Below are 22,130 nucleotides of genomic sequence, written 5' to 3' on the forward strand. Positions count from 1 at the left end.
GTTCCCCCTACCAATACCACCCAACCCCCAGCCCCCCAACCTCAGCCCACGGATCAAGGCCAAGGCCCCCTAATTCCTCAAGTGGAAGTGGAAACCGGGGACACGGCAATTGCTCGGTTTCGATGTGAAGTGATTGGCGGTCAATACACGGTGATGTATTATCCGGTCAGCCAACCCAATCAAGGCTATGCTTGGGCAGTTCCGAGTAATATGGGGGGCGGCTGGACACCGGAGCGCCGTTGTGGAGAGATTAGTCGCCGTTTAGAGTCCTATCGTCCCGATGGATTAGCAGAAATCAGTACAGCGATTGAGAACGGTTACAATACCCTCTGCGCCACCACTGAAGATGTACCCCAATGTCGAATTGTTTTAACCGTGCCACCTGGGGAAGATCCCCTATATGTGCGAGATCGCATTTTCCAAAACCTAGTGATTGCCGATAGCGGCCAAAGCACCCAAGGTGTGTTTACCCTGGTAAATGAAAAAAGTACCGGGGACATGATTCGAGGGGCTTTAGGACGTCCAAGAACCCGTTCTACAGGTATTCCCCTCCGTCAATTCCTCGACCCCACCGATGGCGGCACCGGAGCACGCTTAAACCCCCGTTATTTTCCTAAATAGGGAACAGGGAATAGGTAATGGGTAATTCATAATTCGCAATTCGTAATTCGTAATTCGTAATTCGTAATTCGCAATTCGTAATTCTTGATCTTGATGTATCCCTGACGTGGTTAAATTCTGTTTATGATCTGTAGAGGGACGTGCCGTGGCTCGTCTCTACGGATAATCCCCTAGATTTTTATTGAGTCATGCAACCGCAAAATCTACTGCATCGAACCAAAATAGTTGCTACCATCGGCCCTGCTACCCAGAAGCCTGAAGTTCTCCGCGCATTGATTTTAGCGGGTGCAACGACTCTGCGCTTGAATTTTTCCCACAATACCCATGAGGATCATCAACGCAGTATTAGGATGATTCGACAAACGGCCTTTGAACTGAATCAACCCGTGGGGATTTTACAAGACCTCCAAGGCCCAAAAATTAGACTCGGGAAATTTGAGACGGGTTCGATTATTCTCAAGCGCGATGACCAGTTTATCCTCACCAGTGAAGATGTGGTGGGAACTCAAGAAATGTCCTCTGTCACCTACAAACCCTTAGCCGATGAAGTCCCAGATGGGGCGGTGATTCTCCTCGATGATGGCAAGGTGGAAATGGTCGTCGAAAAGGTCGAACAGGCTAAAGGACGCCTATATTGTCGTGTGGTTGTGGGCGGGACTCTTTCTAATAGTAAAGGGGTGAATTTTCCCGGGGTTTATCTCTCCATTAAAGCCATGACCGAAAAAGACCGCCGGGATTTAATGTTTGGTTTAGATCAAGGGGTGGACTGGGTGGCTTTAAGTTTCGTGAGAAATCCCCAGGATGTCTTAGAAATTAAAGAACTAATTGCCAGTGCGGGGAAAGATGTTCCCGTGATTGCCAAAATTGAAAAACACGAAGCCATTGAACAAATGGAAGAAATTCTGGCTTTGTGTAATGGCGTGATGGTGGCCCGAGGCGATTTAGGGGTGGAACTCCCGGCCGAAGATGTGCCGATTTTACAAAAACGGTTGATTATTACCGCTAACCGCATGGGAATTCCGGTGATTACCGCCACTCAGATGTTAGATAGCATGGTGAATAATCCCCGACCCACCCGGGCGGAAATTTCCGATGTAGCCAATGCGATTTTAGATGGTACCGATGCGGTGATGCTCTCCAATGAAACCGCCGTGGGTAACTATCCGGTGGAAGCGGTGGCAACTATGGCCCGGATTGCGGTGCGGATTGAACAGGAGGGCGCGACGCGCAATGTTTCCAAGGTTGAAGATACCGGACGTTCTATTCCCAATGCCATTAGTCAGGCCGTGGCGCAAATTTCTCACCAGTTGAACGCGGCGGCGATTATGACCTTAACCAAAACTGGGTCTACGGCCCGGAATGTGTCGAAGTTCCGACCCCAAACTCCGATTTTAGCGATTACTCCTCACGTGGAAGTGGCGCGACAGTTGAGTTTAGTTTGGGGGGTGAAACCTTTATTAGTTTTAGATTTACCTTCGGCTGACCAAACGTTCCAAGCGGCGGTGAATGTGGCGAGGGAAAAAAATCTGCTGGCCGATGGAGATTTGGTTGTGACCACGGCGGGAACCCTACAGGGGGTTGCCGGATCTACGGATTTGATTAAGGTGGAAGTGGTGACGGCGGCCTTGGGTAAGGGAACGGCCGTGGGTCAGGGCTGTGTAACCGGACGGGCGCGGGTGGCCCGCAGTGCGGGAGAGTTGGCTGATTTTAACCCCGGGGAAATTTTAGTCACGGTTCAAACCAGTGCCGATTTTGTGGATGTGATGCGGAAGGCGGGGGGTGTGGTCACGGAAGTGGATAGTTTGACCAGCCACGCGGCGGTGATTGGTTTACGCTTAGGGGTTCCCGTGATTGTTGGGGTGAAGAATGCCACTCGCATGATCCGAGATGGGGTGATTCTGACGTTAGATATGGAGCGAGGCGTTGTCTATTCGGGCGCCAGTAGTGGTTCAGGGAGTGAAAATCTGCCGGGGTGAGGAACCCCAACGGGTAGGCAGCTTATTGACGTCCATTTTGAGTCTCTTGGATTAATTTAGCATAGGTTTCTGAAGGGCGATCGCCTAAATGATCCTCAATTTCCCGTTCTGTACCCCGATTAAAATTAATACTAAATAATCCAAATCGGGGAGTATAAGACCCCCATTCATAATTATCCGTTAATGACCAGTGCATATAACCCAAAATCGGAATATTTTCCTGTAATAAATGTTGAATTTGACGAACATGGGCCTCTAAAAATTGGCTGCGATGCAGTTGGTCAGAGCGACGAGTGGCGATACTATTATCGGCTTTTCGACGTAACGCCATGCCATTTTCCGCAATTAAAATCGGGAGATTATATTCCTGGGCATAATATTTACAGAAAAAAGATAATCCTTCCGGGAGTGCTCGCCAGTCCCACCATTTACTCATAATTCCGGTCATCAACCAATTTCTTAACCCTTTGGTTTTAAATTCAAAATCAGAAAAAGAGGGTAAACGGAAAGTATGGGCAATAAAAGGATCATAATAATCAATTGCTAGATAATCATAGACTTTGGGGCGAGGAGATATCATTAATTCTTGCCAATAATAGTCTAAATGTTTAATATCAAAAGTCCGATGACCAATTCTATTTCCCATCCAACGGGCTAACCGTCCCAGTTGATAGGGAATATCTTTTTCAAAGGGTAAGGAAGCTTTACCCAAAGCTCTTTCTAAGTGTAGAGCTTGAGCTTCAACATAATCTCTGATTTCCTTGCCTTTGACTTGCTTTTCCTGGACATTCAACAAGTCCCAAATCACTTTTTCTGACCAATATAAATCACTACAATAGGTATTTAAAGTGACTTGGGGTTTTTCCCAACTATATTTTTCATAAATATCATGGATAGAATTATAGGCTCGAATATGAGCGGCCAATAAATGATTATAAGCTTGCCAAACCGCTTTAATTCCTGTAAAGTTCCCAGAGGGAAATTGATCACTTAAATAGGTATTTAAAACCAAAATATTCGGTTCATTAATGGTAATATACCAATGAATCGGCGGTTGTTGGTGATAATCGGTTAAACGTTGGTTAATATGGGTAACAGTTACGGTAACATAATCCACAAAACAATCGATAGTTTCTGCGGATAACCAAGCATCAATTCCTAACCAGGCGGGATGGGTAAAATGATGTAAGGTAACAATCGGTTCTAAGCCATATTGACGACAGGTGGCAATGCGTTGGGCATAGTCATCTAAGACTTTAAAATCATAATGGGGTGCAGGAGAAATTTCGGAGGTTGTTATCGGTTGAATCCGACTCCATTCTAACCCTAAGCGGAAAGAATTTAAGCCTAATTGTTGACATCTGAAAAAATCTTCCGGGTAGCGCGTCCAAAATTCCGAAGCGTTTCCGGTTCTCATTACCTTGCCTTTTCGTTCACTTTCCGACCAGTTATTTTGAGGTTGCCCTACACCATTATAACCCCCTTCACTTTGATAACCCGACGTAGCAACACCCCATAAAAAGTTATTTTTACTCATCAAAATTTAATCTCCTTTTGTTGATTGGTAGCCGGAAACAGACGGTGTTAATTTATCTTTAGATTGTTCCAATAGGAGAAATTATTGTTCCATAACTACTATTCTATCTGTTCCTAAAAACTATTAACTATTCCCCATTACCTATTGTGATTTGTGATAAAATATTCTCAGCAATATTCAGAGCCGCCCGGGGTTCTCCTAATTCTAAAGCAGATGCCTGCATTTGAGATAGTCTTTCGGAGTGATTTAACAGAAACTTTACACAATGGGCGACCATTTCCGGTAATCTTAACTGCACTCCCGCCCCCGCCGCCACGATTAAATCGGCATTCCATTCTTCTTGACCCGGAAATGGGTCTACAATAATCATCGGTTTTCCTCGGGCTAAAACTTCACTAACAATTAATCCCCCCGCTTTCGTAATCACTAAATCACTGGCGACCACTAAATCATCAACATAATCAACTAATCCTAATTTTCGGAGTTCTGTTTCCGGGGTGGAGTTTAATTCTGTTAAAGAATCTAACAATTGTTCATTCCGTCCTGCTACTACAATTAATGTTCCTAGTTCTAAGGTATCCATTAGTTGAGAAACCATCAAGCGTACCCGCTTATAATGTAATCCACCGCCAAATATTGTAAGAACAGGTTTGTCCGTTTTGAGTTGATAACGTTCTCGCATTTCAACTTGCGATTTAGCTTCTAATACTTCAAGTTTAATCGGGATTCCAGTCACATGAAGAATAGCAGGGTCAACCCCTCTTTTAATCAGGAAATCGGTGGTTAAATTATTGGGTAAATAATAACCGTCTACTTCTTTATTAATCCAACTACTGTGAGCAATAACATCGGTAATTACAACATAATGGGGTTTTGAAATTCTTTCTTCTTCTTCTAATAGTTGTAATAAACGACTGGGAATTTGTTGGACACAAACAATAGCATCGGGATTAATTTCTTCAATCAAATGTCGCAATTTTCTAAAAAAAACCCGTTCTATTTTAGCCGTCACAATATTTAATTCTAAAGACCGTTCTAAATCTTCTAAATCCGTTCCTTCATAATAAGCCCGATAAATTTGAGGAGCTTTTTCGCTCAATTGTTTATAAATACTGGTAACGGCATTCCGATAAATAGAACTGGCATACTCTAAGGCATCTTCTACCGTAACGGTAACATTTGGAAACTGGGAAAAAGCCTGATTTAATGCTTGCGCTGCACTATTATGTCCAGCCCCCAAAGAAGAAGATAAGATCAAGATATGGGTCATAATTAATTAAAATTTGTCGTTTTTTAGTAGAGTAATATCGAATAATTTAGCATGATCAGTACCAAAAAACTACAGTAGGGGCAATTGATGAATTTCCCCTACATATAGGGTTGAATCATGCTTCCATTGCTTCCACAGACTTAGGAACTCCTGCACTTAAAACTTCATATCCGCCGGAAGTTACTAAGACATCATCTTCAATTCTTACCCCAATTCCCCGCCAACATTCGGGGATTTCCGGTTGTCCTTCAACGGGTTTAATATTAGGAGAAATATAAATTCCGGGTTCAACTGTTAATATCTGTCCTGGTTGGAATAGTTGAGGATTTTCACCCCATTGATAGACCCCCACATCATGCACATCTAACCCTAGCCAATGTCCAGTTCTGTGCATATAAAAAGGCTTATATTTTTCTTCCTTAATAATTTCCTCAATATCCCCAACTAATAAGCCTAAATCCATTAACCCTTCTACCAACACCCGCACCGCCACATCATGAATATTTTTATAAGGATTTCCGGGTTGAACTTGTTCAATGGCGGCTAATTGGGCTTTCAAAACTAATTCATAAATAATTTTTTGTTGCGGTGTAAATTTACCGCCAACGGGAAAAGTTCGGGTAATATCTCCATTATAATATTGATAACAACATCCGGCATCAATTAACAATAAATCATTATCTTGCATTTGACAATTATTTTCCACATAATGCAAAATACAAGCATTTTTTCCCGATGCTACAATAGAAGGATAGGCAACAGTTCCCCCATTTAAGCCAAAAATATGTTCTATTTCTGCTTGAATTTCATACTCATAACGTCCAGGTTGAGCAAATTCCCTAGCATGATTATGGGCTTTTACAGATATTTCTATCGCTTTCCGCATTAACTCTAATTCGGTTTCACTTTTAATTAAACGGATGGGATGTAAAATATTACAAACATCTTCAATAGCAATCGGCCCCGTACCGTGTTTAGGATAAACTCTTAATAGCCGTTGCCAATGTTTTAAAATCTTTTCATTGAATTTTTCATCCCGTCCTAAACGATAATAAATCCGGTCGGCTTTTTGTAAATATTGGGGTAATTTTTCATCTAATTCATTAATAGGATAAACTTCATCCGCCCCATAAAGTTCTTTAGCTTTTTCTACCCCGGTAATATACCCCGACCAAGTTTCTTTTTCTGGGTCTTGGGGTTGGACAAATAAAACAAATTTATGTTCTTCATGGTGAGGAGCAAAAACAGCAACCGCATTCGCTTCATTAAACCCAGTTAAATAGAAAAAATCACTATCTTGGCGAAAATTATATTCTACATCATTGTGCATAACTGCCATGGGCGCACTTCTAAAAATGGCAGTTCCCTGCTTAATATTCGCCATTAATTGTTCCCGTCGTTGCCGATATTCTGTTTGAGTAATCATCCTTTATATCTCCTAAATTTGTAGTGAGGCTTTTAAGCCTCAGAAAGACAGCCCTAAAGGGCTTACTACGGGTGATAAAAAACAAGGGTTAAGCATGGCTTTACCCTTGTTAATTTTAAGTTAATTGTGACTGAAATTCAGATTAAATTACTGCGGCAAACCGTTCTTTTTCGGGAACTTCTGTGTACTCAGACACAATTTGCCGAAATTCATCGCCGTCGATGCTTTCTTTTTCAATTAAAAGATCCACTAACCGATCAATTACTGCTCGGTTTTCCTGAATAATTTGACAGGCTTGCTGATAACAATGTTCGGCAATAGTACGAATTTGACTATCAATGCGAGAGGCGATTTCATTAGAATATTCCGTGCGAGTGGCAAAGTCCCGACCGAGGAACACTTCCTGTTGAGATTCTAAAGATAACGGCCCCAAATCCGACATTCCGTAACGAGTTACCATCTGCCGTGCCATGCCCGCCACCTGCTGTAAATCGCCCCCAGCACCCGTTGTAACTTCCGAATCACCAAAAATGATATCTTCAGCCGCCCGACCGCCCAAGGCCCCAGTAATCCGGGCTAGGATTTGGGAACGGGAAATCAAGCCTTGATCTTCATCGGGCATAAACCAAGTTAAACCCTGAGCTTGACCCCTGGGAATTAAGGTGACTTTCTGCACCGGATCATGCTCTTTAAGCAGGGTTCCAACGATCGCATGACCGACTTCGTGGTAAGCAATTAATCGTTTGCTCTTGCCATCAATTAAGGGGGTTCCTTCCATCCCGGCAATTACCCGATCCACCGCATCATCAATTTCTAACATGGTCATGCCTTCTTTGCGACGGCGGGCGGTTAAAATCGCGGCTTCGTTGAGCAGGTTGGCTAAGTCAGCCCCAGTAAACCCCGGAGTCCGACGGGCGATCGCTTCTAAGGAAACTTCCTCGGAAATTTTCTTATTGCGGGCGTGAACTTCCAATACCGCTAAACGGCCCTTAATATCCGGCGCGTCCACGGTAATTTGGCGGTCAAACCGACCCGGACGTAAAAGGGCGGAGTCGAGAACATCGGGGCGGTTAGTGGCAGCAATAATAATAATTCCGGTATTGCCCTCAAACCCATCCATTTCCGTTAATAATTGGTTTAGGGTTTGTTCCCGTTCGTCATTTCCCCCACCAATTCCCGCGCCCCGTTGACGACCAACGGCGTCAATTTCATCAATAAAGACGATACAAGGGGCGGTTTCTTTGGCTTTTTTGAATAGGTCACGCACCCGAGACGCCCCTACCCCGACAAACATTTCCACAAATTCCGAACCGGAGATACTGAAAAAGGGAACTCCGGCTTCCCCGGCGATCGCTTTAGCTAATAAAGTTTTACCCGTCCCTGGAGGGCCAACTAATAACACGCCTTTGGGAATTCTCGCGCCTACGGCGGTAAACCGTTCGGGTTTTTTCAGGAAAGTAACGACTTCTTGTAATTCTTCTTTGGCTTCTTCTACCCCAGCCACATCATCAAATAAAACTCCGGTTTTGGCGTCCATTTGAAATTTAGCCTTGGACTTGCCAAAGTTCATCGCCTGACCCGGGCCACCGGGAACATTATTCGACCGACGGAATAAAAAGAATAGACCTGCAATTAATAAAATCGGGAAGATCAGATTTCCCAATAGTCCCCAAAGGGCTCCATCATTGCGAGGGGGATGGGTATCAAAACTAATTTGGGATTCTCTTAACCGGGCGATCAATTCCGGGGCGTTATTGGGCAAGTCCACCCGCAGCTTTTGAACCCGGTTATCGAGTTGGGGATCAATCGCATCGACAATGGCCGTGCGTCCGCCGTCATAGAGTTCTACACTGGTTACACGACCCGCATTCAAATAATCTAAGAAACGACCATAGCTCATGCGAGTGCTGGCGGTGTTTTTGCCGAATTCTGCGGGGGCCGTGGCAAAAGCCCCTTGCCAGACAAAAAACCCGATGACTAAGGCGGGTAAAGTCCAAAGAACAATGGTTTTCCAGGATGTTTTCATAAATTGCGTTGCCCTAGGGTGTGGAATATAGAATCTGCGATCGCGTTTTGTTATTCATAATCTTAACTAAATTTAACGTAATATTTCAGTATCAGGCAACTCACCTTCCTAAAATTGTGGTAACAGCTAGTGAAGCTATAAAATTAAACCATAGGTGCATCCATAGGGCCGACAACAAGACTTCCGGTAAGACCCGAATTTGATCAGAAGACTCAAAAGTTGTTGTTTCAGGTTATTAATGTGGTTTTAGATTCAGGATAACCCAGTATCTATAGTGATTACAGGGTTTACCAGACTGGGTTACTCCCCGGTTCTCTCCAGAGAAAACTCAAAATCTCAGATTTTACTGATTGTTGTCGGTTTCCTGAAAGTAGATAAAATTGGCAACAGATAAGGCATTATATATCTTGAATCTCCGTGAGGTAACATATTCCGATGCAAGGTGGTAACAAACAGCCCGGACAACCAGCCGCAGCGGCCGCAGCGGCTTCAATGCTGAATCGGCAAACGCCGACAGCAGGCAAAAAAACGATTCTAAGTATTGATTTAGGACGGACATCGACAAAGGCCTCCACCAGTCGTAACCCGAATGAAGTCGTTTTTATTCCCTCCAATATCAAAGCACTGACGGTGGATACCGCTAGAGGTGGTGGCTTTGAGTCGAAAAATACCGATCCGCTTCTGGATATTTGGGTGGAATATCAAGGAACAGGTTATGCCGTCGGTCAACTGGCGGCTGACTTTGGAGCCAGTTTGTTTAAAGATGGTTCTGATTCCCCTTCCAAAGTTGATGATGCTTTAATTAAACTTTTTGCTTGTATCGGCTACTTCAAGCTACAAGGCGACATTGATGTTGTTCTAGGACTGCCTTTCTATTCTCAATCACAATTTGAGCAAGAGAAGGAACACATCACCCGATTACTCAGTGGAACCCACGAGATGCTCTATCGGGGCGAAAAGATCGCCGTCAATGTGACTACGGTTCGGATCATGCCCGAGGGCTATGGCAGTTTGATTTGGCTGGAAGCTCAGGGCGGCAAAGAAGTTCCCAATTTTGCTGATCTCTCTGTGGCGATTGTGGATGTTGGTCATCAAACCACAGATTTCTTAACGGTTGATCGCTTCCGTTTTGCCAGAGGGGTTTCCCAAAGTGATAACTTCGCTATGGGTAAATTCTATGAGGAAGTGGCAAGTAAAATTGAAGGTGCCGATAGTCAGTCTCTGTACTTACTTGAAGCTGTTCACAAACCCGCCGGAGAACGGTTATATCGTCCTCGGGGAGCGGTTAAACCTTTTAACTTAGATGATATTGTGCCGGAATTACGGAAAAATTTTGCCCGGGATTTATCCGATCGCGTTGTTAAATGGTTACCTGAACGGGTAACGGATGTGGTCGTGACTGGAGGCGGTGGCGAATTTTTCTGGGAAGATCTACAACCTCTGCTCAAAAACGCTGGTCTGAGAGCCCATTTAGTTCAACCTTCTCGTAAAGCTAATGCTTTAGGGCAGTATGTCTACGGTGAAGCTCAGTTAGCCCGACGCTAATTTTGTGAATTAAACCCGTCCTGAACTCAGTTCAACTGGGCAAGGGCGGGTTTAATTTTGGCTCTAGGGCATCCCGATTCTGATACACTAACAAAGGGTGAATCTGGTGAATTATTGTTTGGATCAAAATTTTCCAGGCTCCCAAATCAATCATGGGATAACTGTAGGTCTGGATTTATATTATGCTGTGGGCAAATCGCAAACAAACTCAGTCGGTAACATTCACGGAAGATGCCGCAGATCAGACATTATTAGATGCCATTGAACAGGAATTATCCCAGGCGAAGTATCAAACTTTTAGCAATCTTTGCAAACAAGCTCTGTGGCAATTTCTATTATTGTCTAAATCTGAACCTACGCCCCCACCGCCACCGCTTGAGATTCCTAACCTGAATCCTCCTCAAGTTTTACCAATTTTACCTAATTTACAGCCCCTGGAAGAACGGTTAGTTGAAATTCAAAATAAATTAACAGATTTAGAAAAAAAAGTCATAGCCGACGATGGCACTCAAATAGAACGATTAGATACTCAATTGCATCAGTTAACCCAACAAGTCAGTCAATTACAAACATCAATTAACCAAAAATTAACTGAAATTTCTATAGGTTTAGAAACAGTTAAATCTCAACCTGTGATCCTCATGGAGTCAAAACCTCCCCAACTAGAACCCGAGCCAGAAACCGTCTCTCCCTCTCCAGAAGCGATGGCAGAAGCCGATCCTTTACTCAAACGTTTGGGTTCTTTATTAGATGATTTTTAGGGAAATGGGTAATTACGAATTACGAATTACGAATTACGAATGGCAAAAAAGAATGCAGTGTTTATTATTTATGATTCCTCAGTTTTTAAGAGGATAAACTCTCCTAATATTTGACGTTGAGCCTGTAATAATTCTTGAATTCCTAGTTCGGCAAAATCTAAAATTTTATTGAGTTTTTCCCGGCTAAAACTACCGGATTCTGCGGTTCCTTGGATTTCAATAATTTCTAATTCTTCGGTCATCACCAAATTAAAATCAATGTCGGCGGCTACATCTTCGGGATAATTCAAATCTAAATAGGGTTCTCCTTCTAATAATCCCACAGAAATTGCAGCAATTTGATGACAGATGGGTAATTGTTTGAGTTGTCCTTTTTCCACTAAGGAATTTAAGGCATCAACTAAGGCGACAAACCCCCCGGTAATAGCCGTAGTTCTGGTTCCAGCATCGGCTTGAATCACATCTGCATCAATGGTAATTGTAAATTCTCCTAATGCTTTTAAATCAACGGCCGCTCTTAAACTCCGTCCAATTAATCGTTGAATTTCTTGGGTTCTTCCTGATAGTTTTAACGATTCTCTGGGTTGACGTTGGGGCGTTGCGCCGGGTAACATTCGATATTCTGCGGTTAGCCATCCCTGTCCTGTATTCTGTAAGAATTTAGGCACTCCCGGCTCAATACTAACGGTACATAATACTTTGGTATCCCCACTTTTTGCTAACACAGAACCTGGGGAAAAACGAGTAAAATTGCGCTCAAAACTTACAGGACGAAGTTGATTTGGTTCTCTATGATCAGGACGTTTCCACATAATTAATTAAAAGTAATTGTAGTAAGCCCGACCGGGCTGTATTCTATTAATTGAGACGTTGACAAATCTCTTGATAAATTTCTTCTGGAGATTGCTCGCCATTAATATCTAACAGACGATTGGTGAGTTCATAATATTCTAAAATGGGAACGGTGCGTTGATAAAATAACTCAATGCGACGTTCAATAATTTGGGGTTGGTCATCGGCTCGCGATCGCTCTAAGGAACGCTTTTTTAATACCATTTCTGGTACATTAAAGTAAATCGCCCAATTTAACTTTTGTTCTAAATCTTCTAATAAAAAATCCAATTCTTCCGCCTGAAATGCGGTGCGGGGATAACCGTCTAAAAGCCAACCCTTCCCCACCGCAGGTTCGAGCAATTGTTGACGGACAAATTGAATCATTATTTCATCTGGGACTAACTCGCCTTTTTCCACATAGGGTTTAGCTTGTTGACCCAATTCCGTATCAGAAATGATCCTTTGTCTGAGAATCTGACCCATATCTAAGCAAGGAATACCCAAGTTACTACATAACAGTTGGGCTTGAGTTCCCTTCCCCGCTCCTGGGCCACCTAGAATCACCAGTCTCACAATATTTAGCTCCTCCGATGTTCAAGTTTAACCATTCTTTAAATCGATTAAATTAATCCCTAAAATCCCATAATTCAATCTAAATCCATGATTTACTGTCCTGCCTTAACCATTCCCAAAACCGATGTCGGATTTAATAAAAATGATGCTCCTTTTTGACTGATTTCTTCAGAAAGATGAATCTTTTTCAAGGTGACTAAGCCATCATTAATATATAAATCTCGTACCATCGCTTTGTCTCCCGAATTAAAAACCGTCTCATAAAAGACTTCCTTAATTCCTGTAGAAATAATTAATTTTAAACAGGAAATACAAGGTTCCAAGGTAACATAAATACTTCCCCCGTTACAACAAATTCCATGTTTTGCCGCTTGGGCGATCGCATTGGCTTCTGCGTGAACTGCACGGGAGGGTAACACCGAACTCGCGTCACAGGTGCTTAACCCCGGATAACAATAGCCCTGGGTAGTACAGTGAATGGAACCCGAGGGCGAGCCATTATAACCCGTAGCCAGCATTTGTCGGTCTTTGACAATCACCGCACCCACGGGAAACACTAAACAGGTGGAGCGTGTAGCCACCAGTTTAGCCATCATCATAAAATACTCATCCCAATTAGGTCGTAGGGGTGGCTGATAGTTTTCTGGTAAGTCTTCCATGCTAATAAAATAATAAAAATTAGTGGGGTTTGGTGGAGATTAATCCCGTAGACCCAAATCCATTATCGCTTCTTTTTGTATCACTTAACTGTTCAACTTCTTCAATCTCTACCCGCAAAACGGGGGCGATCACCATTTGAGCGATTTTCATGCCTTTTATAATATTAAAGGATGTTTTGCCATGGTTAATCAAAATCACTCCGATTTCTCCCCGATATCCAGCGTCAATAGTTCCAGGGCTATTTAAAACGGTGATTTGATGTTTTAAGGCTAAACCACTTCTGGGTCGAATTTGGGCTTCTGTTCCTAGGGGTAATTCAATGGCAATTCCGGTGGGAATTAATTGACTTTCTCCCGGAGAAATTAGGGTATTTGCGATCGCAAATAAATCCAATCCTGCATCCCCAATATGAGCATATTGAGGTAAAATTGCGGCTTCATTTAGTTTTAAAATGTTTAATTTCATATTTAAAGGGAATTACGAATTACGAATTACGAATTACGAATGGGTAATACTTCGACTTCGCTCAGTAACAGGGTAATCAACTGATGACTAATAACTGATGACTGATAACTGATGACTGATAACTGATTTACGGTGCTAGTCGGGCTTTTCCGAGTCTAGTTTGTTCATACCATTTAGCAATTTCTGGAACCCATTCTTGAGTATGGGGCCAAATTAAATCGCAGAGTTTTTGAATTTCTAACTGGGCATCTTTTTTAAAGCGTAAATCCAGAAAATGTAGTAGGGCTCTTAAAGTAAAACTTACTACAAAATGTTGACGATAATCAAACGGAACTTTTCCTCGGGCGTGTTCTTCAGACATTCCATTATCAATATCAATTTTATAGCGTTTTGCTGCTTCTAAACACCAGTTTAAATCCTGTTCGCGTTGTTCAGGAGAATAATAATATTTTTTGCCTTGGCGATCGCTATAATTTCCCACAGGTCTTAAATAAAAAGCATCTTCAATATCCCTTTTTCCTTCGGCTACTTCTAATACTTTCCCCGAAGTATAACGGTAAGAGTTGTGAACAACCACCCCATTAGCCACAAAGTTATGATGAGGAGCAGCCATGACTAAATCATAAGTTGGCTCTATTCCAACATATTCAATTGAAACAATTTTAACGGGATGAGCGCATAACGGATTTTTCTGATCCTGTTTATGATGTCTGGTATGACAAGGCGAACACAGAACTTCTAAGTTAGTTTGATCAAAAGCTAGTTCTGGATGCTGGGAAACTTCTAAAATATGATGGATAGAAAGCCTTCTTGTTCCTCCACATCGAGCGCATTTTTCACCCTTTTCTTCAAGAATTTGCTGACGGTTAGATTTAAGCCAATGATAAACCCGTTTTTCCACAGGTAAATCAGGTTTCCAAGACGGATGATCTTCTCCCTTGAGAATTGTACCGTTTTCAACTCTTTGCGCTGTAATTGCTCTCCCATGATTTGCCCTCCGTTCTCGTTCTTCTTCCGAAATATTAATCTTATATTTTAACCCTTGGTTCCATTGTTTTTTCTGCCAGGTTAACTGATGATGGTAAGCCCATTTTTTGACAGATTCCGCCGAACATCCAACCAGAGCAGCAACTTCTTTCGGAGTCAGTCCTTCAGAAAACTTGGACTCTAACCATTCTTTATTTTGATAAGTCTGATCTGCATTTTCTAACGGTTGACCATTAACAAGTACCTCAGAACCCACCCCAAGTTGAGCTAAAATCCGCCAACCATAAGGAGTTAAGATTTTATGGTTTTGAGTACATTTCAACTGTTTGCCATCGGCAAGAGTGACTTGATAAACGGGATTAAACCCATTAAAAACGATATCCTCAATATGATTATAAGTAAAGGTATTATTATCTTCATTTAAGCTACGAACCCGCATTTTTTTAATCCGGTTTTTACAATCCCGTCGATAGAAACCTGGGGGTTCATCATTTCTACCCTTGATCTTACGTTCTCGAATTGCTTGCTCTCCATTGTGCCAGAGATCATAAAGTTCACCAATCGTCTTTTTTAATTTTTTAGAACTTTCACCATTAATATTGACAAAAGTAATAAGAACATCTGATGCAAGACACTGAACATCAAAACTAATACCTACCCTGTGAGTTCTAGCTTGTTGCATAACACTATGGGGAAAATAACCACAACCCAAGACAATTTGACAGTGTTCTAGGGGGCCGTAATGTCCCCTTTCTCCTGCCAATAAACGCTTAACAATGACTTCCCCACATTTTTCCTCTGACGGCCAAGCATCTTTTTCCTCTGGCACAAAAATATCCGTATAATCTTGGTGCATTGCCGCATAAATAACTTGCTGAGGACAGGGAGTTTTAGCAATAACTTCTACACGAAATCGATCCATTTTTGACTACAACCAACTCAATTAAAAGTTTTAATATTTTAAGCCTTTAACATTAAAGCATTAAATGGATAAAATTGATATATTTTAGGATGAACAACAGAATTCGCAATTATGCTTTCCGACAAATTTACCGCCGCCTTAGTTTACGCTACCGAACTCCACGCCAACCAAATTCGTAAGGGTTCGGAGGTTCCCTATATTGCCCATCTGTTAGGAGTGGCTAGTATTGCCTTAGAATACGGGGCTAACGAGGAAGAAGCGATCGCAGCCCTTTTACATGATGCCATAGAAGATCAGGGCGGTGCTACCATTCGAGCCGAAATTCAACATCGATTTGGGGAAACCGTCGCCACAATTGTTGAGGGTTGTACCGATACCGATATCACTCCCAAACCTCCTTGGAGAGAACGAAAACAAGCCTATATTGACCATATCATTCACGCTTCGCCATCGGTGCGCTTAGTTTCGGCGGCGGATAAACTCTATAATGCCCAATCCATTGTCAAAGATTATCGTCAAATTGGCGAGGATTTATGGGAAAGATTTACAGGTAAAAAAGCAGGAACTCTATGGTACTATCGATCCTTAATAGATGCTTTTTGTCAAGTCGATTCAACTTCTTTAGTTGAAGAATTAGATCGGGTTGTTTCTGAACTGGAACAGTTAGTTGAACAGAATCCTTAACCCTAAAAATTTATTCTATTTTAATGGATTACTAATGGCAAATGTTCGTTTAGAAAATATCACCCGACGCTATCAGACCGCGATCGCAATTGAAAATATTAATTTAGAAATTCCCGACGGAGAATTCTGGGTATTGGTCGGGCCGTCGGGTTGTGGAAAATCAACGGTTTTAAGAACCATTGCCGGGTTAGAAACCGCAACCAGTGGCAATGTTTATATTGATAATTTGTTAGTCAATGAAATTCCAGCCCGTAAACGGGATGTGGCAATGGTCTTTCAAAATTATGCCCTGTATCCCCATCTAAGCGTCGCAGAAAATTTAGCCTTTGGCTTGAAAATGCGGGGAATTGATCCGGTCAAAACCCAAGAAATAATTTTACAGGTCGCCCGATCTTTGTCCATTGAACATTTATTAAATCGTAAACCCAAACAACTTTCTGGAGGACAACAACAACGGGTGGCATTAGGACGGGCGATCGCCCGGGAACCGAAAGTATTTCTATTAGATGAACCTCTCTCTAATTTAGATGCTCAACTGCGAGATGATACCCGGGCGGAACTCAAACAACTGCATCATCGCTTAAAAATTACCACAATTTATGTCACCCATGATCAAGTAGAGGCGATGACTTTAGCCGATAAAATTGTAATTCTCCATCAAGGGAAAATTCAACAAATTGGTGATCCACAAACTGTTTATTCTCGCCCAAAAAATCGCATGGTTGCCACCTTTTTAGGCAATCCTCCCATGAATATTTTACCCATTACCTATGGAAATAATTTATTTTGGGTAGGGAATCAATCCTTAACTTGTCCTCCTGCAATTCGAGAAAAATTACAACCCCAAGACGGTCAGCAATTTGATTTAGGCATTCGTCCTGAACACATTCAATTCGTAAGTCCTTCAGGACTTCTTCCCAGATCCGATCAATTTGTTGATGATCTACAGCAGGATATTTGGGCGTTTGAAAAATTACCCCTGGAGGTAGAAATCACTGTGATCGAACCCCTGGGACGAGAAATCTTAGTTCGTGCCCATATCCCCCAAACCGATCAATATTCTATTCAATTTCAAGTCCCCATTCACCATCGGATTCATCCGGGCGATCGCCTAACGGTCAAACTAGATTTTAACCAGATCTTAATTTTTGATTCCGCAACGGGTCAGACTCTCTACCCTTAAACCATTCCTAGGGTGGGTCAGGCGAAGTCGCACCCACCACCGGGCTTTTATTTTTGTATCCTAATGAACTGAAATTCTTGACAAATTATGTTTTTCTGATTACCTTATAAATATAGGTCTTTACATTAAGAAAATACTGGAAAGTAATGCACAATTCTGGCAATTTAAAACCAGAAATAAGTAAAGAAAGTTTAACTAATATTGACTTTTATTAAATTAGTAAAAAAAAATAAACTCTGAATAAAAAATATTTTATTTTCCCGATTTTGAATCATACTGAATAACAAATCTCTAATCTATCCAAGCCGTAGGTTGTCTGGTGGGGAAAGCGGAATCGTTAACCAGTGGGTTGTTTAATCCTCATCCTCATCCTCTATCCTACAAATCAGGAAAATTCCCCACTACCCTAAAACCAATATGATGCTTTTAAACCAACCTAATCTTCAGCAGAATGAGTCTGGAGTTAGAAGTCAGTACGATATTTTTCCGATTAGTTACTCGACTTTAGACATCAGAGCATTAATCACTCAAATTTTAAATCACTATCCCATTGATCCGATTGAAAAATGCAAATTTTGGCATCGAGGATTAAGTGATGTTTATTCGGTAAAAACTCAAACAACGCGCTATTTTTTGAGAATTTCCCATCAACATTGGCGTTGTCAAGACGAAATTAAGTTTGAGGTAGAATTGCTGGATTTTTTGCATCGACATCAACTCCCCGTTGCTTATCCCATCAGAACAACAGACGGACAATTATTTATTGAAATTAATGCTCCTGAAGGAAAAAGATATGCGGTTTTATTTGTCAATGCTCCGGGTCAAATTGCGATCGGAGATTTGAATGTTAAGCAAAGTTTTAAATTAGGTGAAACCGTTGCTAAAATTCATCAAGTTTCTTTGAATTTTAAACCACCGGTTCAACGTCAACCTTTAACCTTAGATTATTTATTAGAGAGTTCTTTAGTGGTGATTGCACCCTATTTAAAAAATCGACCCAAGGATTTAAACTATTTAGTAGAAGTTGTCTTTCAACTCGAAACTCAACTGGAAAATTTACCTAAAATTCCTCCATTATGGGGGATTTGTTGGGGTGATCCCCATAGTGGGAATGCTCATTTCACTACTGATGATCAAATTACCCTCTTTGACTTTGATCAATGTGGATATGGGTGGCGATCTTTTGATATTGCTAAGTTTTTACAAGTCTCATTACAGTCGGGACTGAGTAAAAAAGTTCGTGAGGCTTTTGTGCTCGGTTATGAAGAAATTAACCCTCTAATAGAACTAGAAAAAAGTCTGCTTCAAGGATTAACTGAAACGGCTCATATTTGGGCTTGGACGATTAGCATTATTAACGCGGAGCAGTTTAATTATAGCCGTTTAGATTCCTGCTATTTTACTCGACATTTAGAACAGTTGAAACGCTTACATTCTCCCGATTGGCAATAAAATTAGTTTACCATTAGTCGGGGAGAAATCCACAACTTATTTCGATAATGCGATCGCTATTTAATTTAAAGGTGAGATATCTTCCTCCAGAAAATGAATAGCCCAAAAATTGGTTTTCTCCATCAATATAAGGTTCTTTATTTCCATAAACCTCTAATATTTGCTTGAGAGAATCTCCCACCCGAACTTGATCAGGGGTTGGTAAATTAGGATCGGTCGTGGTTAAAACCGCAATTGTCTCGTCTCCCACTCCCACAGTTAAATTAGGATACACCAGTTGGCGATAGGTTGTATAGTTACCTGGATGGTGTTTTTTAATTTGAAGCGGTGTTCCTAAAACATCTAATTTTGAAGCTAAATCTCCTAAACGGAATTGTCCTAAACCCAGTTCTTTTTCGGGTAAATAATCAGCCCTACTCGCAGAAATAACAAAAGGAATAGGGAGATGATTAGAACTAAAAATTAAACCTGTTATTCCACTACCAATAATTAGAATACTCAGGATAAATTTGAGATGATTTTGCATAAAACTAAATCCTATGACTTGTGCTTAAAATATGATTTTAGCCGCTTCTTTGATTCTGACAATCGGTTCAACGGAACGGGAAAGATTAGGCAAAATAATTAAGGTTTGATCCGGGAATTGTTCTGTTACTAATTCCTGTCCTAATTCTAAGCGATTCTGAACAATATAGCGTTGAGAAATTCCCTTTTCTGTTAAAGATTCCGTTAACCTTTTTGCTTCTGCCACAATTGCAACTTGTCCTTGAACCACACCAATAAATTCAGTATAATTAGGATCTTGCAGTTTTTTCTGAGCTTTAACAACCCGTTGACGTAAGGTTCTTAACCGTCCCATAAATTCAGTTCTTCCTAAAACATTTTGATATTTAATCCATAGTTTAAAAATCCACGCTAACCATTCACTCATCGCCGTTGGCATTTCTAAAAACCTTAATAAATGACCCGTAGGAGCCGTATCTAAAATAATTAAATCGAGTTGATTACTTTCTAATAAATCCATGACTTCTACTAAGGATAACATTTCATCAATTCCGGGTAAAGATTGGGACACAATTCGCCGCCAGGCTTCCGGGCCATAAGCTAATTTTAACATGGCATTGGGATCATCTTTTTCTCCACTCATCATTTCTGCTAGTTCCCAAAGGTAGTCTTCTCGAAACTGATTTAAAACTTGATCAGCGTCTATTTCTTGACCAAATAAATTAGGAGTAATTGCCATGGGTTCATGGCTTAATTTTAACCCAAAAGCATCTCCTAAAGAATGGGCAGGATCAATAGAAACCATCTGAATTTTTCGCTCGGAATAACGCCTAGCCATTTCCCAACCAATAGCAGCAGCAATAGTTGTTTTGCCCACACCGCCTTTCCCACCGACAATAATTAACCGTCTATTTTCATCAATAAAATCACTGAATTTAGCTGAAGAAGTCAAAAATTCTAAGGGTTGATGGGGAATAAAATTTTTATCCTCTAAATCTTCTAATATTATTAAAGGTTTAAATTGATAAAATAGGGCTTCTAAGGCTTGAGTTCCCAAGGGTTCTGTTGAAACTTCGGGAATTGTAAAAATAGGATGATTTTCCGCAATATCCTGAAATTGTTTGAGAAGTTTCTGCTGTTCCTGATACCGATCTAAATTTTGACTTTGGGAAACAATATGATTAATGAATAAACCCCCGACTGGAATTTTTAGACCTTCAAGAGCTTGTAAAAATCGTTGGGTTTCTAACCAACTCATGGGTTCAGGAATAGCGACTACAAAACAAGCGGTTTTTTCTTGATCTTGAAGTCGATATCTTCCAGAAGAAAGTTCTTCTTGCATTTCTTCTAAAAAAACATCCGCTTGATCCGATTGATAACGCCCGGTAAAAGATTGACTAATGGTACGGTGTTTTTCTTGAAATAACGTTAAAGATGCTAATAAATTATCTAGGAAATCCATTAACTCTAAAAGGTTTAACGCATGACCACTAGGAGCCATATCAACCACAACCCGATCCACAACTTGGTCATGAAATAACCGTTGAATTTCTAATAAACCCATTAATTCATCAATTCCCGGCCAGTCTAAATCCCAAACCGGAGTTAAATCTTCGCCTTCAACAAAACTACCCCGTTCTACTAACAATTCTAAGACCGCACCATAACGAGTTTTGAACACCGTTAATAACTTTTCAGATTCTATAGCTCGAACTTTTAAATTAGGAAAATTTTCAATCAATTCCGCCTGATCCGTTACCGTAATTTGTAAAATATCTCCCAAGGAATGGGCGGGATCGGTGGAAATGAGTAAAATTTGTTCATTGGGAAATTGTTTCGCCCACTTGAGGGCAAACCCACAGGAAAGGGTGGTCTTTCCCACACCTCCTTTTCCACTGAATAAAGCTAGACTAAGAGTATTAGAATTAAACATCAAATTTATGCTAAATTAACTAGAATTTGCTATACTTAGTATTGTAGCTCTCCATCAAAAGCCCCTAATCTGCCAAGTTAAATCAATTGAAGTCTTGAAGCCCTTGTGTCAGTTGCTAAAGTGTTATACCCATTACAGAAAGTCTAGCTACCGATCTCCCATAACCACAGGTTGAACTATTAACCAGTCGGACTAGACCTTTGGGACGATCCCAAAAACCTTGATATTCCACCATTTGAAGTCAACTGAGAATTAAAGTGTCACAGCAATCAAGCCTAAAACCCTCTTGATTTTAGATGATTAAAGAGTCATCGGGCGGTTTCACCCCTGAAGTTGAACTCCAGGGAACATACCGAATCAATCAATCAGTCTAAATATGAAGTCAAAATCATTACCCCGTTTTTCCTAGATCAAACCATCAATTACTAACTTAGAAATTAATTAGGAGCTCAATATTATGTTTACCAACCTCGGAAAAAAATATATTTTAATCATCACATTATCCTTAGTCGGTGTGATCAATGCCACCCCCAGTTTTGCCGACTCCCAAGGAACCAGTTTAAGTCATGACGGGTTTGAGCCCTCGACTTCTGACGTCATCTCACCGGGTATGGGAAAATCCATATTCACTAACCCTAACGTTAGACGGGACATTGCTTGCGACACCAGTGGTTTATGTTATGGCAGGGAAGGAGGAATCAGCCACATAGAATAGAGGAATACACCAGATAAGTGTCAGGGGGTTTAAGTTATAATCGAGACCGAAGGCGG

General features: G+C 41.2%; 19 protein-coding genes and 1 pseudogene. 8 read left to right on the plus strand and 12 right to left on the minus strand.

All coding sequences use genetic code 11. The annotated features are described in order from the left end of the window. On the plus strand, window positions 1–621 hold a 621-nt coding region (locus tag PL9631_RS13290; protein WP_156090569.1), incomplete at its 5' end, for a COP23 domain-containing protein. 188 nt (window positions 622–809) lie between these two features. Continuing rightward, window positions 810–2,597, plus strand: coding sequence for a pyruvate kinase (gene pyk / locus PL9631_RS13295; RefSeq protein ID WP_083621022.1), 1,788 nt, complete (start codon window positions 810–812; stop codon window positions 2,595–2,597). Between the two features lie 22 nt (window positions 2,598–2,619). Here pyk and PL9631_RS27390 read toward each other — a convergent pair whose 3' ends face one another. From PL9631_RS27390 to ftsH2, 5 genes and pseudogenes are all read right to left on the minus strand, one after another. After that, a complete protein-coding gene (locus tag PL9631_RS27390; protein WP_407947585.1) occupies window positions 2,620–3,243 on the minus strand; it encodes a family 1 glycosylhydrolase in 624 nt (207 codons plus the stop codon). A gap of 240 nt (window positions 3,244–3,483) precedes the next feature. Next, window positions 3,484–4,134: pseudogene (locus tag PL9631_RS27395) on the minus strand (family 1 glycosylhydrolase); the annotation flags it as partial. Between the two features lie 127 nt (window positions 4,135–4,261). Then, a complete protein-coding gene (locus tag PL9631_RS13305; protein WP_083621025.1) occupies window positions 4,262–5,404 on the minus strand; it encodes an MGDG synthase family glycosyltransferase in 1,143 nt (380 codons plus the stop codon). Window positions 5,405–5,519: 115 nt separating this feature from the next. Continuing rightward, window positions 5,520–6,830: an aminopeptidase P N-terminal domain-containing protein gene (locus PL9631_RS13310; protein ID WP_083621027.1), complete on the minus strand. Its 1,311-nt coding sequence runs from the start codon at window positions 6,828–6,830 to the stop codon at window positions 5,520–5,522. A gap of 142 nt (window positions 6,831–6,972) precedes the next feature. Continuing rightward, window positions 6,973–8,856, minus strand: a complete 1,884-nt coding sequence (ftsH2, locus tag PL9631_RS13315; RefSeq protein WP_083621028.1) for an ATP-dependent zinc metalloprotease FtsH2 — start codon at window positions 8,854–8,856, stop codon at window positions 6,973–6,975. A gap of 435 nt (window positions 8,857–9,291) precedes the next feature. On the opposite strand from ftsH2, the gene PL9631_RS13320 reads away from it, so the two are divergent. Both PL9631_RS13320 and PL9631_RS13325 read left to right on the plus strand, forming a co-directional pair. Then, entirely contained in the window at window positions 9,292–10,401 is a 1,110-nt protein-coding gene (locus tag PL9631_RS13320) for a ParM/StbA family protein (protein ID WP_083621030.1), read from the plus strand. A 182-nt stretch (window positions 10,402–10,583) separates the two neighbouring features. Next, on the plus strand, window positions 10,584–11,162 hold the full coding sequence (locus PL9631_RS13325) for a hypothetical protein (RefSeq protein ID WP_083621031.1): 579 nt from the start codon (window positions 10,584–10,586) through the stop codon (window positions 11,160–11,162). 68 nt (window positions 11,163–11,230) lie between these two features. On the opposite strand, the gene rph is transcribed toward PL9631_RS13325, so the two are convergent. The 5 genes from rph to PL9631_RS13350 form a co-directional block, all read right to left on the minus strand. Next, window positions 11,231–11,977, minus strand: coding sequence for a ribonuclease PH (gene rph, locus PL9631_RS13330; protein ID WP_083621033.1), 747 nt, complete (start codon window positions 11,975–11,977; stop codon window positions 11,231–11,233). Window positions 11,978–12,020: 43 nt separating this feature from the next. Beyond that, window positions 12,021–12,569 (minus strand): adenylate kinase, encoded by a 549-nt coding sequence (locus tag PL9631_RS13335; RefSeq protein WP_083621035.1) that lies wholly within the window; start codon window positions 12,567–12,569, stop codon window positions 12,021–12,023. Between the two features lie 92 nt (window positions 12,570–12,661). Next, window positions 12,662–13,228 (minus strand): deoxycytidylate deaminase, encoded by a 567-nt coding sequence (locus PL9631_RS13340; RefSeq protein WP_083621036.1) that lies wholly within the window; start codon window positions 13,226–13,228, stop codon window positions 12,662–12,664. A gap of 19 nt (window positions 13,229–13,247) precedes the next feature. Beyond that, window positions 13,248–13,694 carry a dUTP diphosphatase gene (gene dut / locus PL9631_RS13345; protein WP_083621038.1) on the minus strand — a complete coding sequence of 149 codons (447 nt, stop codon included), beginning with the start codon at window positions 13,692–13,694 and terminating at the stop codon, window positions 13,248–13,250. A gap of 127 nt (window positions 13,695–13,821) precedes the next feature. Beyond that, complete coding sequence (locus PL9631_RS13350; protein WP_083621040.1) at window positions 13,822–15,603, minus strand: FAD-dependent thymidylate synthase; 1,782 nt, start codon at window positions 15,601–15,603, stop codon at window positions 13,822–13,824. Between the two features lie 111 nt (window positions 15,604–15,714). Between PL9631_RS13350 and PL9631_RS13355 the strand changes: the two genes are divergently transcribed. From PL9631_RS13355 to PL9631_RS13365, 3 genes are all read left to right on the plus strand, one after another. Beyond that, window positions 15,715–16,287: an HD domain-containing protein gene (locus PL9631_RS13355; RefSeq protein ID WP_083621042.1), complete on the plus strand. Its 573-nt coding sequence runs from the start codon at window positions 15,715–15,717 to the stop codon at window positions 16,285–16,287. Window positions 16,288–16,321: 34 nt separating this feature from the next. Then, window positions 16,322–17,470: an ABC transporter ATP-binding protein gene (locus PL9631_RS13360; protein ID WP_083621043.1), complete on the plus strand. Its 1,149-nt coding sequence runs from the start codon at window positions 16,322–16,324 to the stop codon at window positions 17,468–17,470. 417 nt (window positions 17,471–17,887) lie between these two features. Then, window positions 17,888–18,922: a phosphotransferase gene (locus PL9631_RS13365; protein ID WP_083621045.1), complete on the plus strand. Its 1,035-nt coding sequence runs from the start codon at window positions 17,888–17,890 to the stop codon at window positions 18,920–18,922. 13 nt (window positions 18,923–18,935) lie between these two features. Here PL9631_RS13365 and PL9631_RS13370 read toward each other — a convergent pair whose 3' ends face one another. Together PL9631_RS13370 and PL9631_RS13375 are read right to left on the minus strand one after the other, a co-directional pair. After that, window positions 18,936–19,448: a hypothetical protein gene (locus PL9631_RS13370; protein WP_083621046.1), complete on the minus strand. Its 513-nt coding sequence runs from the start codon at window positions 19,446–19,448 to the stop codon at window positions 18,936–18,938. A gap of 24 nt (window positions 19,449–19,472) precedes the next feature. Further along, window positions 19,473–21,359, minus strand: coding sequence for an ArsA family ATPase (locus PL9631_RS13375; protein ID WP_231516723.1), 1,887 nt, complete (start codon window positions 21,357–21,359; stop codon window positions 19,473–19,475). A gap of 457 nt (window positions 21,360–21,816) precedes the next feature. Here PL9631_RS13375 and PL9631_RS13380 point away from each other — a divergent pair, with 457 nt between their 5' ends. Beyond that, on the plus strand, window positions 21,817–22,074 hold the full coding sequence (locus PL9631_RS13380; RefSeq protein WP_083621049.1) for a hypothetical protein: 258 nt from the start codon (window positions 21,817–21,819) through the stop codon (window positions 22,072–22,074). The last annotated feature ends 56 nt before the right edge of the window (window positions 22,075–22,130 follow it).

Origin of the sequence: Planktothrix paucivesiculata PCC 9631, from assembly GCF_900009265.2 — a bacterium.
GTDB classification, from domain to species: Bacteria; Cyanobacteriota; Cyanobacteriia; order Cyanobacteriales; family Microcoleaceae; genus Planktothrix; species Planktothrix paucivesiculata.

What these genes read in the sequence shown, in the direction of transcription:
- PL9631_RS13370 (WP_083621046.1), bottom strand. Translation starts at nt 19,448, where the DNA reads ATGCAAAATCATCTCAAATTTATCCTGAGTATTCTAATTATTGGTAGT.
- PL9631_RS13350 (WP_083621040.1), bottom strand. Translation starts at nt 15,603, where the DNA reads ATGGATCGATTTCGTGTAGAAGTTATTGCTAAAACTCCCTGTCCTCAG.
- PL9631_RS13310 (WP_083621027.1), bottom strand. Translation starts at nt 6,830, where the DNA reads ATGATTACTCAAACAGAATATCGGCAACGACGGGAACAATTAATGGCG.
- PL9631_RS27390 (WP_407947585.1), bottom strand. Translation starts at nt 3,243, where the DNA reads ATGGGAAATAGAATTGGTCATCGGACTTTTGATATTAAACATTTAGAC.
- dut (WP_083621038.1), bottom strand. Translation starts at nt 13,694, where the DNA reads ATGAAATTAAACATTTTAAAACTAAATGAAGCCGCAATTTTACCTCAA.
- pyk (WP_083621022.1), top strand. Translation starts at nt 810, where the DNA reads ATGCAACCGCAAAATCTACTGCATCGAACCAAAATAGTTGCTACCATC.
- PL9631_RS13355 (WP_083621042.1), top strand. Translation starts at nt 15,715, where the DNA reads ATGCTTTCCGACAAATTTACCGCCGCCTTAGTTTACGCTACCGAACTC.
- PL9631_RS13365 (WP_083621045.1), top strand. Translation starts at nt 17,888, where the DNA reads ATGATGCTTTTAAACCAACCTAATCTTCAGCAGAATGAGTCTGGAGTT.
- PL9631_RS13320 (WP_083621030.1), top strand. Translation starts at nt 9,292, where the DNA reads ATGCAAGGTGGTAACAAACAGCCCGGACAACCAGCCGCAGCGGCCGCA.
- PL9631_RS13360 (WP_083621043.1), top strand. Translation starts at nt 16,322, where the DNA reads ATGGCAAATGTTCGTTTAGAAAATATCACCCGACGCTATCAGACCGCG.
- PL9631_RS13380 (WP_083621049.1), top strand. Translation starts at nt 21,817, where the DNA reads ATGTTTACCAACCTCGGAAAAAAATATATTTTAATCATCACATTATCC.
- PL9631_RS13340 (WP_083621036.1), bottom strand. Translation starts at nt 13,228, where the DNA reads ATGGAAGACTTACCAGAAAACTATCAGCCACCCCTACGACCTAATTGG.
- PL9631_RS13375 (WP_231516723.1), bottom strand. Translation starts at nt 21,359, where the DNA reads ATGTTTAATTCTAATACTCTTAGTCTAGCTTTATTCAGTGGAAAAGGA.
- PL9631_RS13305 (WP_083621025.1), bottom strand. Translation starts at nt 5,404, where the DNA reads ATGACCCATATCTTGATCTTATCTTCTTCTTTGGGGGCTGGACATAAT.
- PL9631_RS13325 (WP_083621031.1), top strand. Translation starts at nt 10,584, where the DNA reads ATGCTGTGGGCAAATCGCAAACAAACTCAGTCGGTAACATTCACGGAA.
- ftsH2 (WP_083621028.1), bottom strand. Translation starts at nt 8,856, where the DNA reads ATGAAAACATCCTGGAAAACCATTGTTCTTTGGACTTTACCCGCCTTA.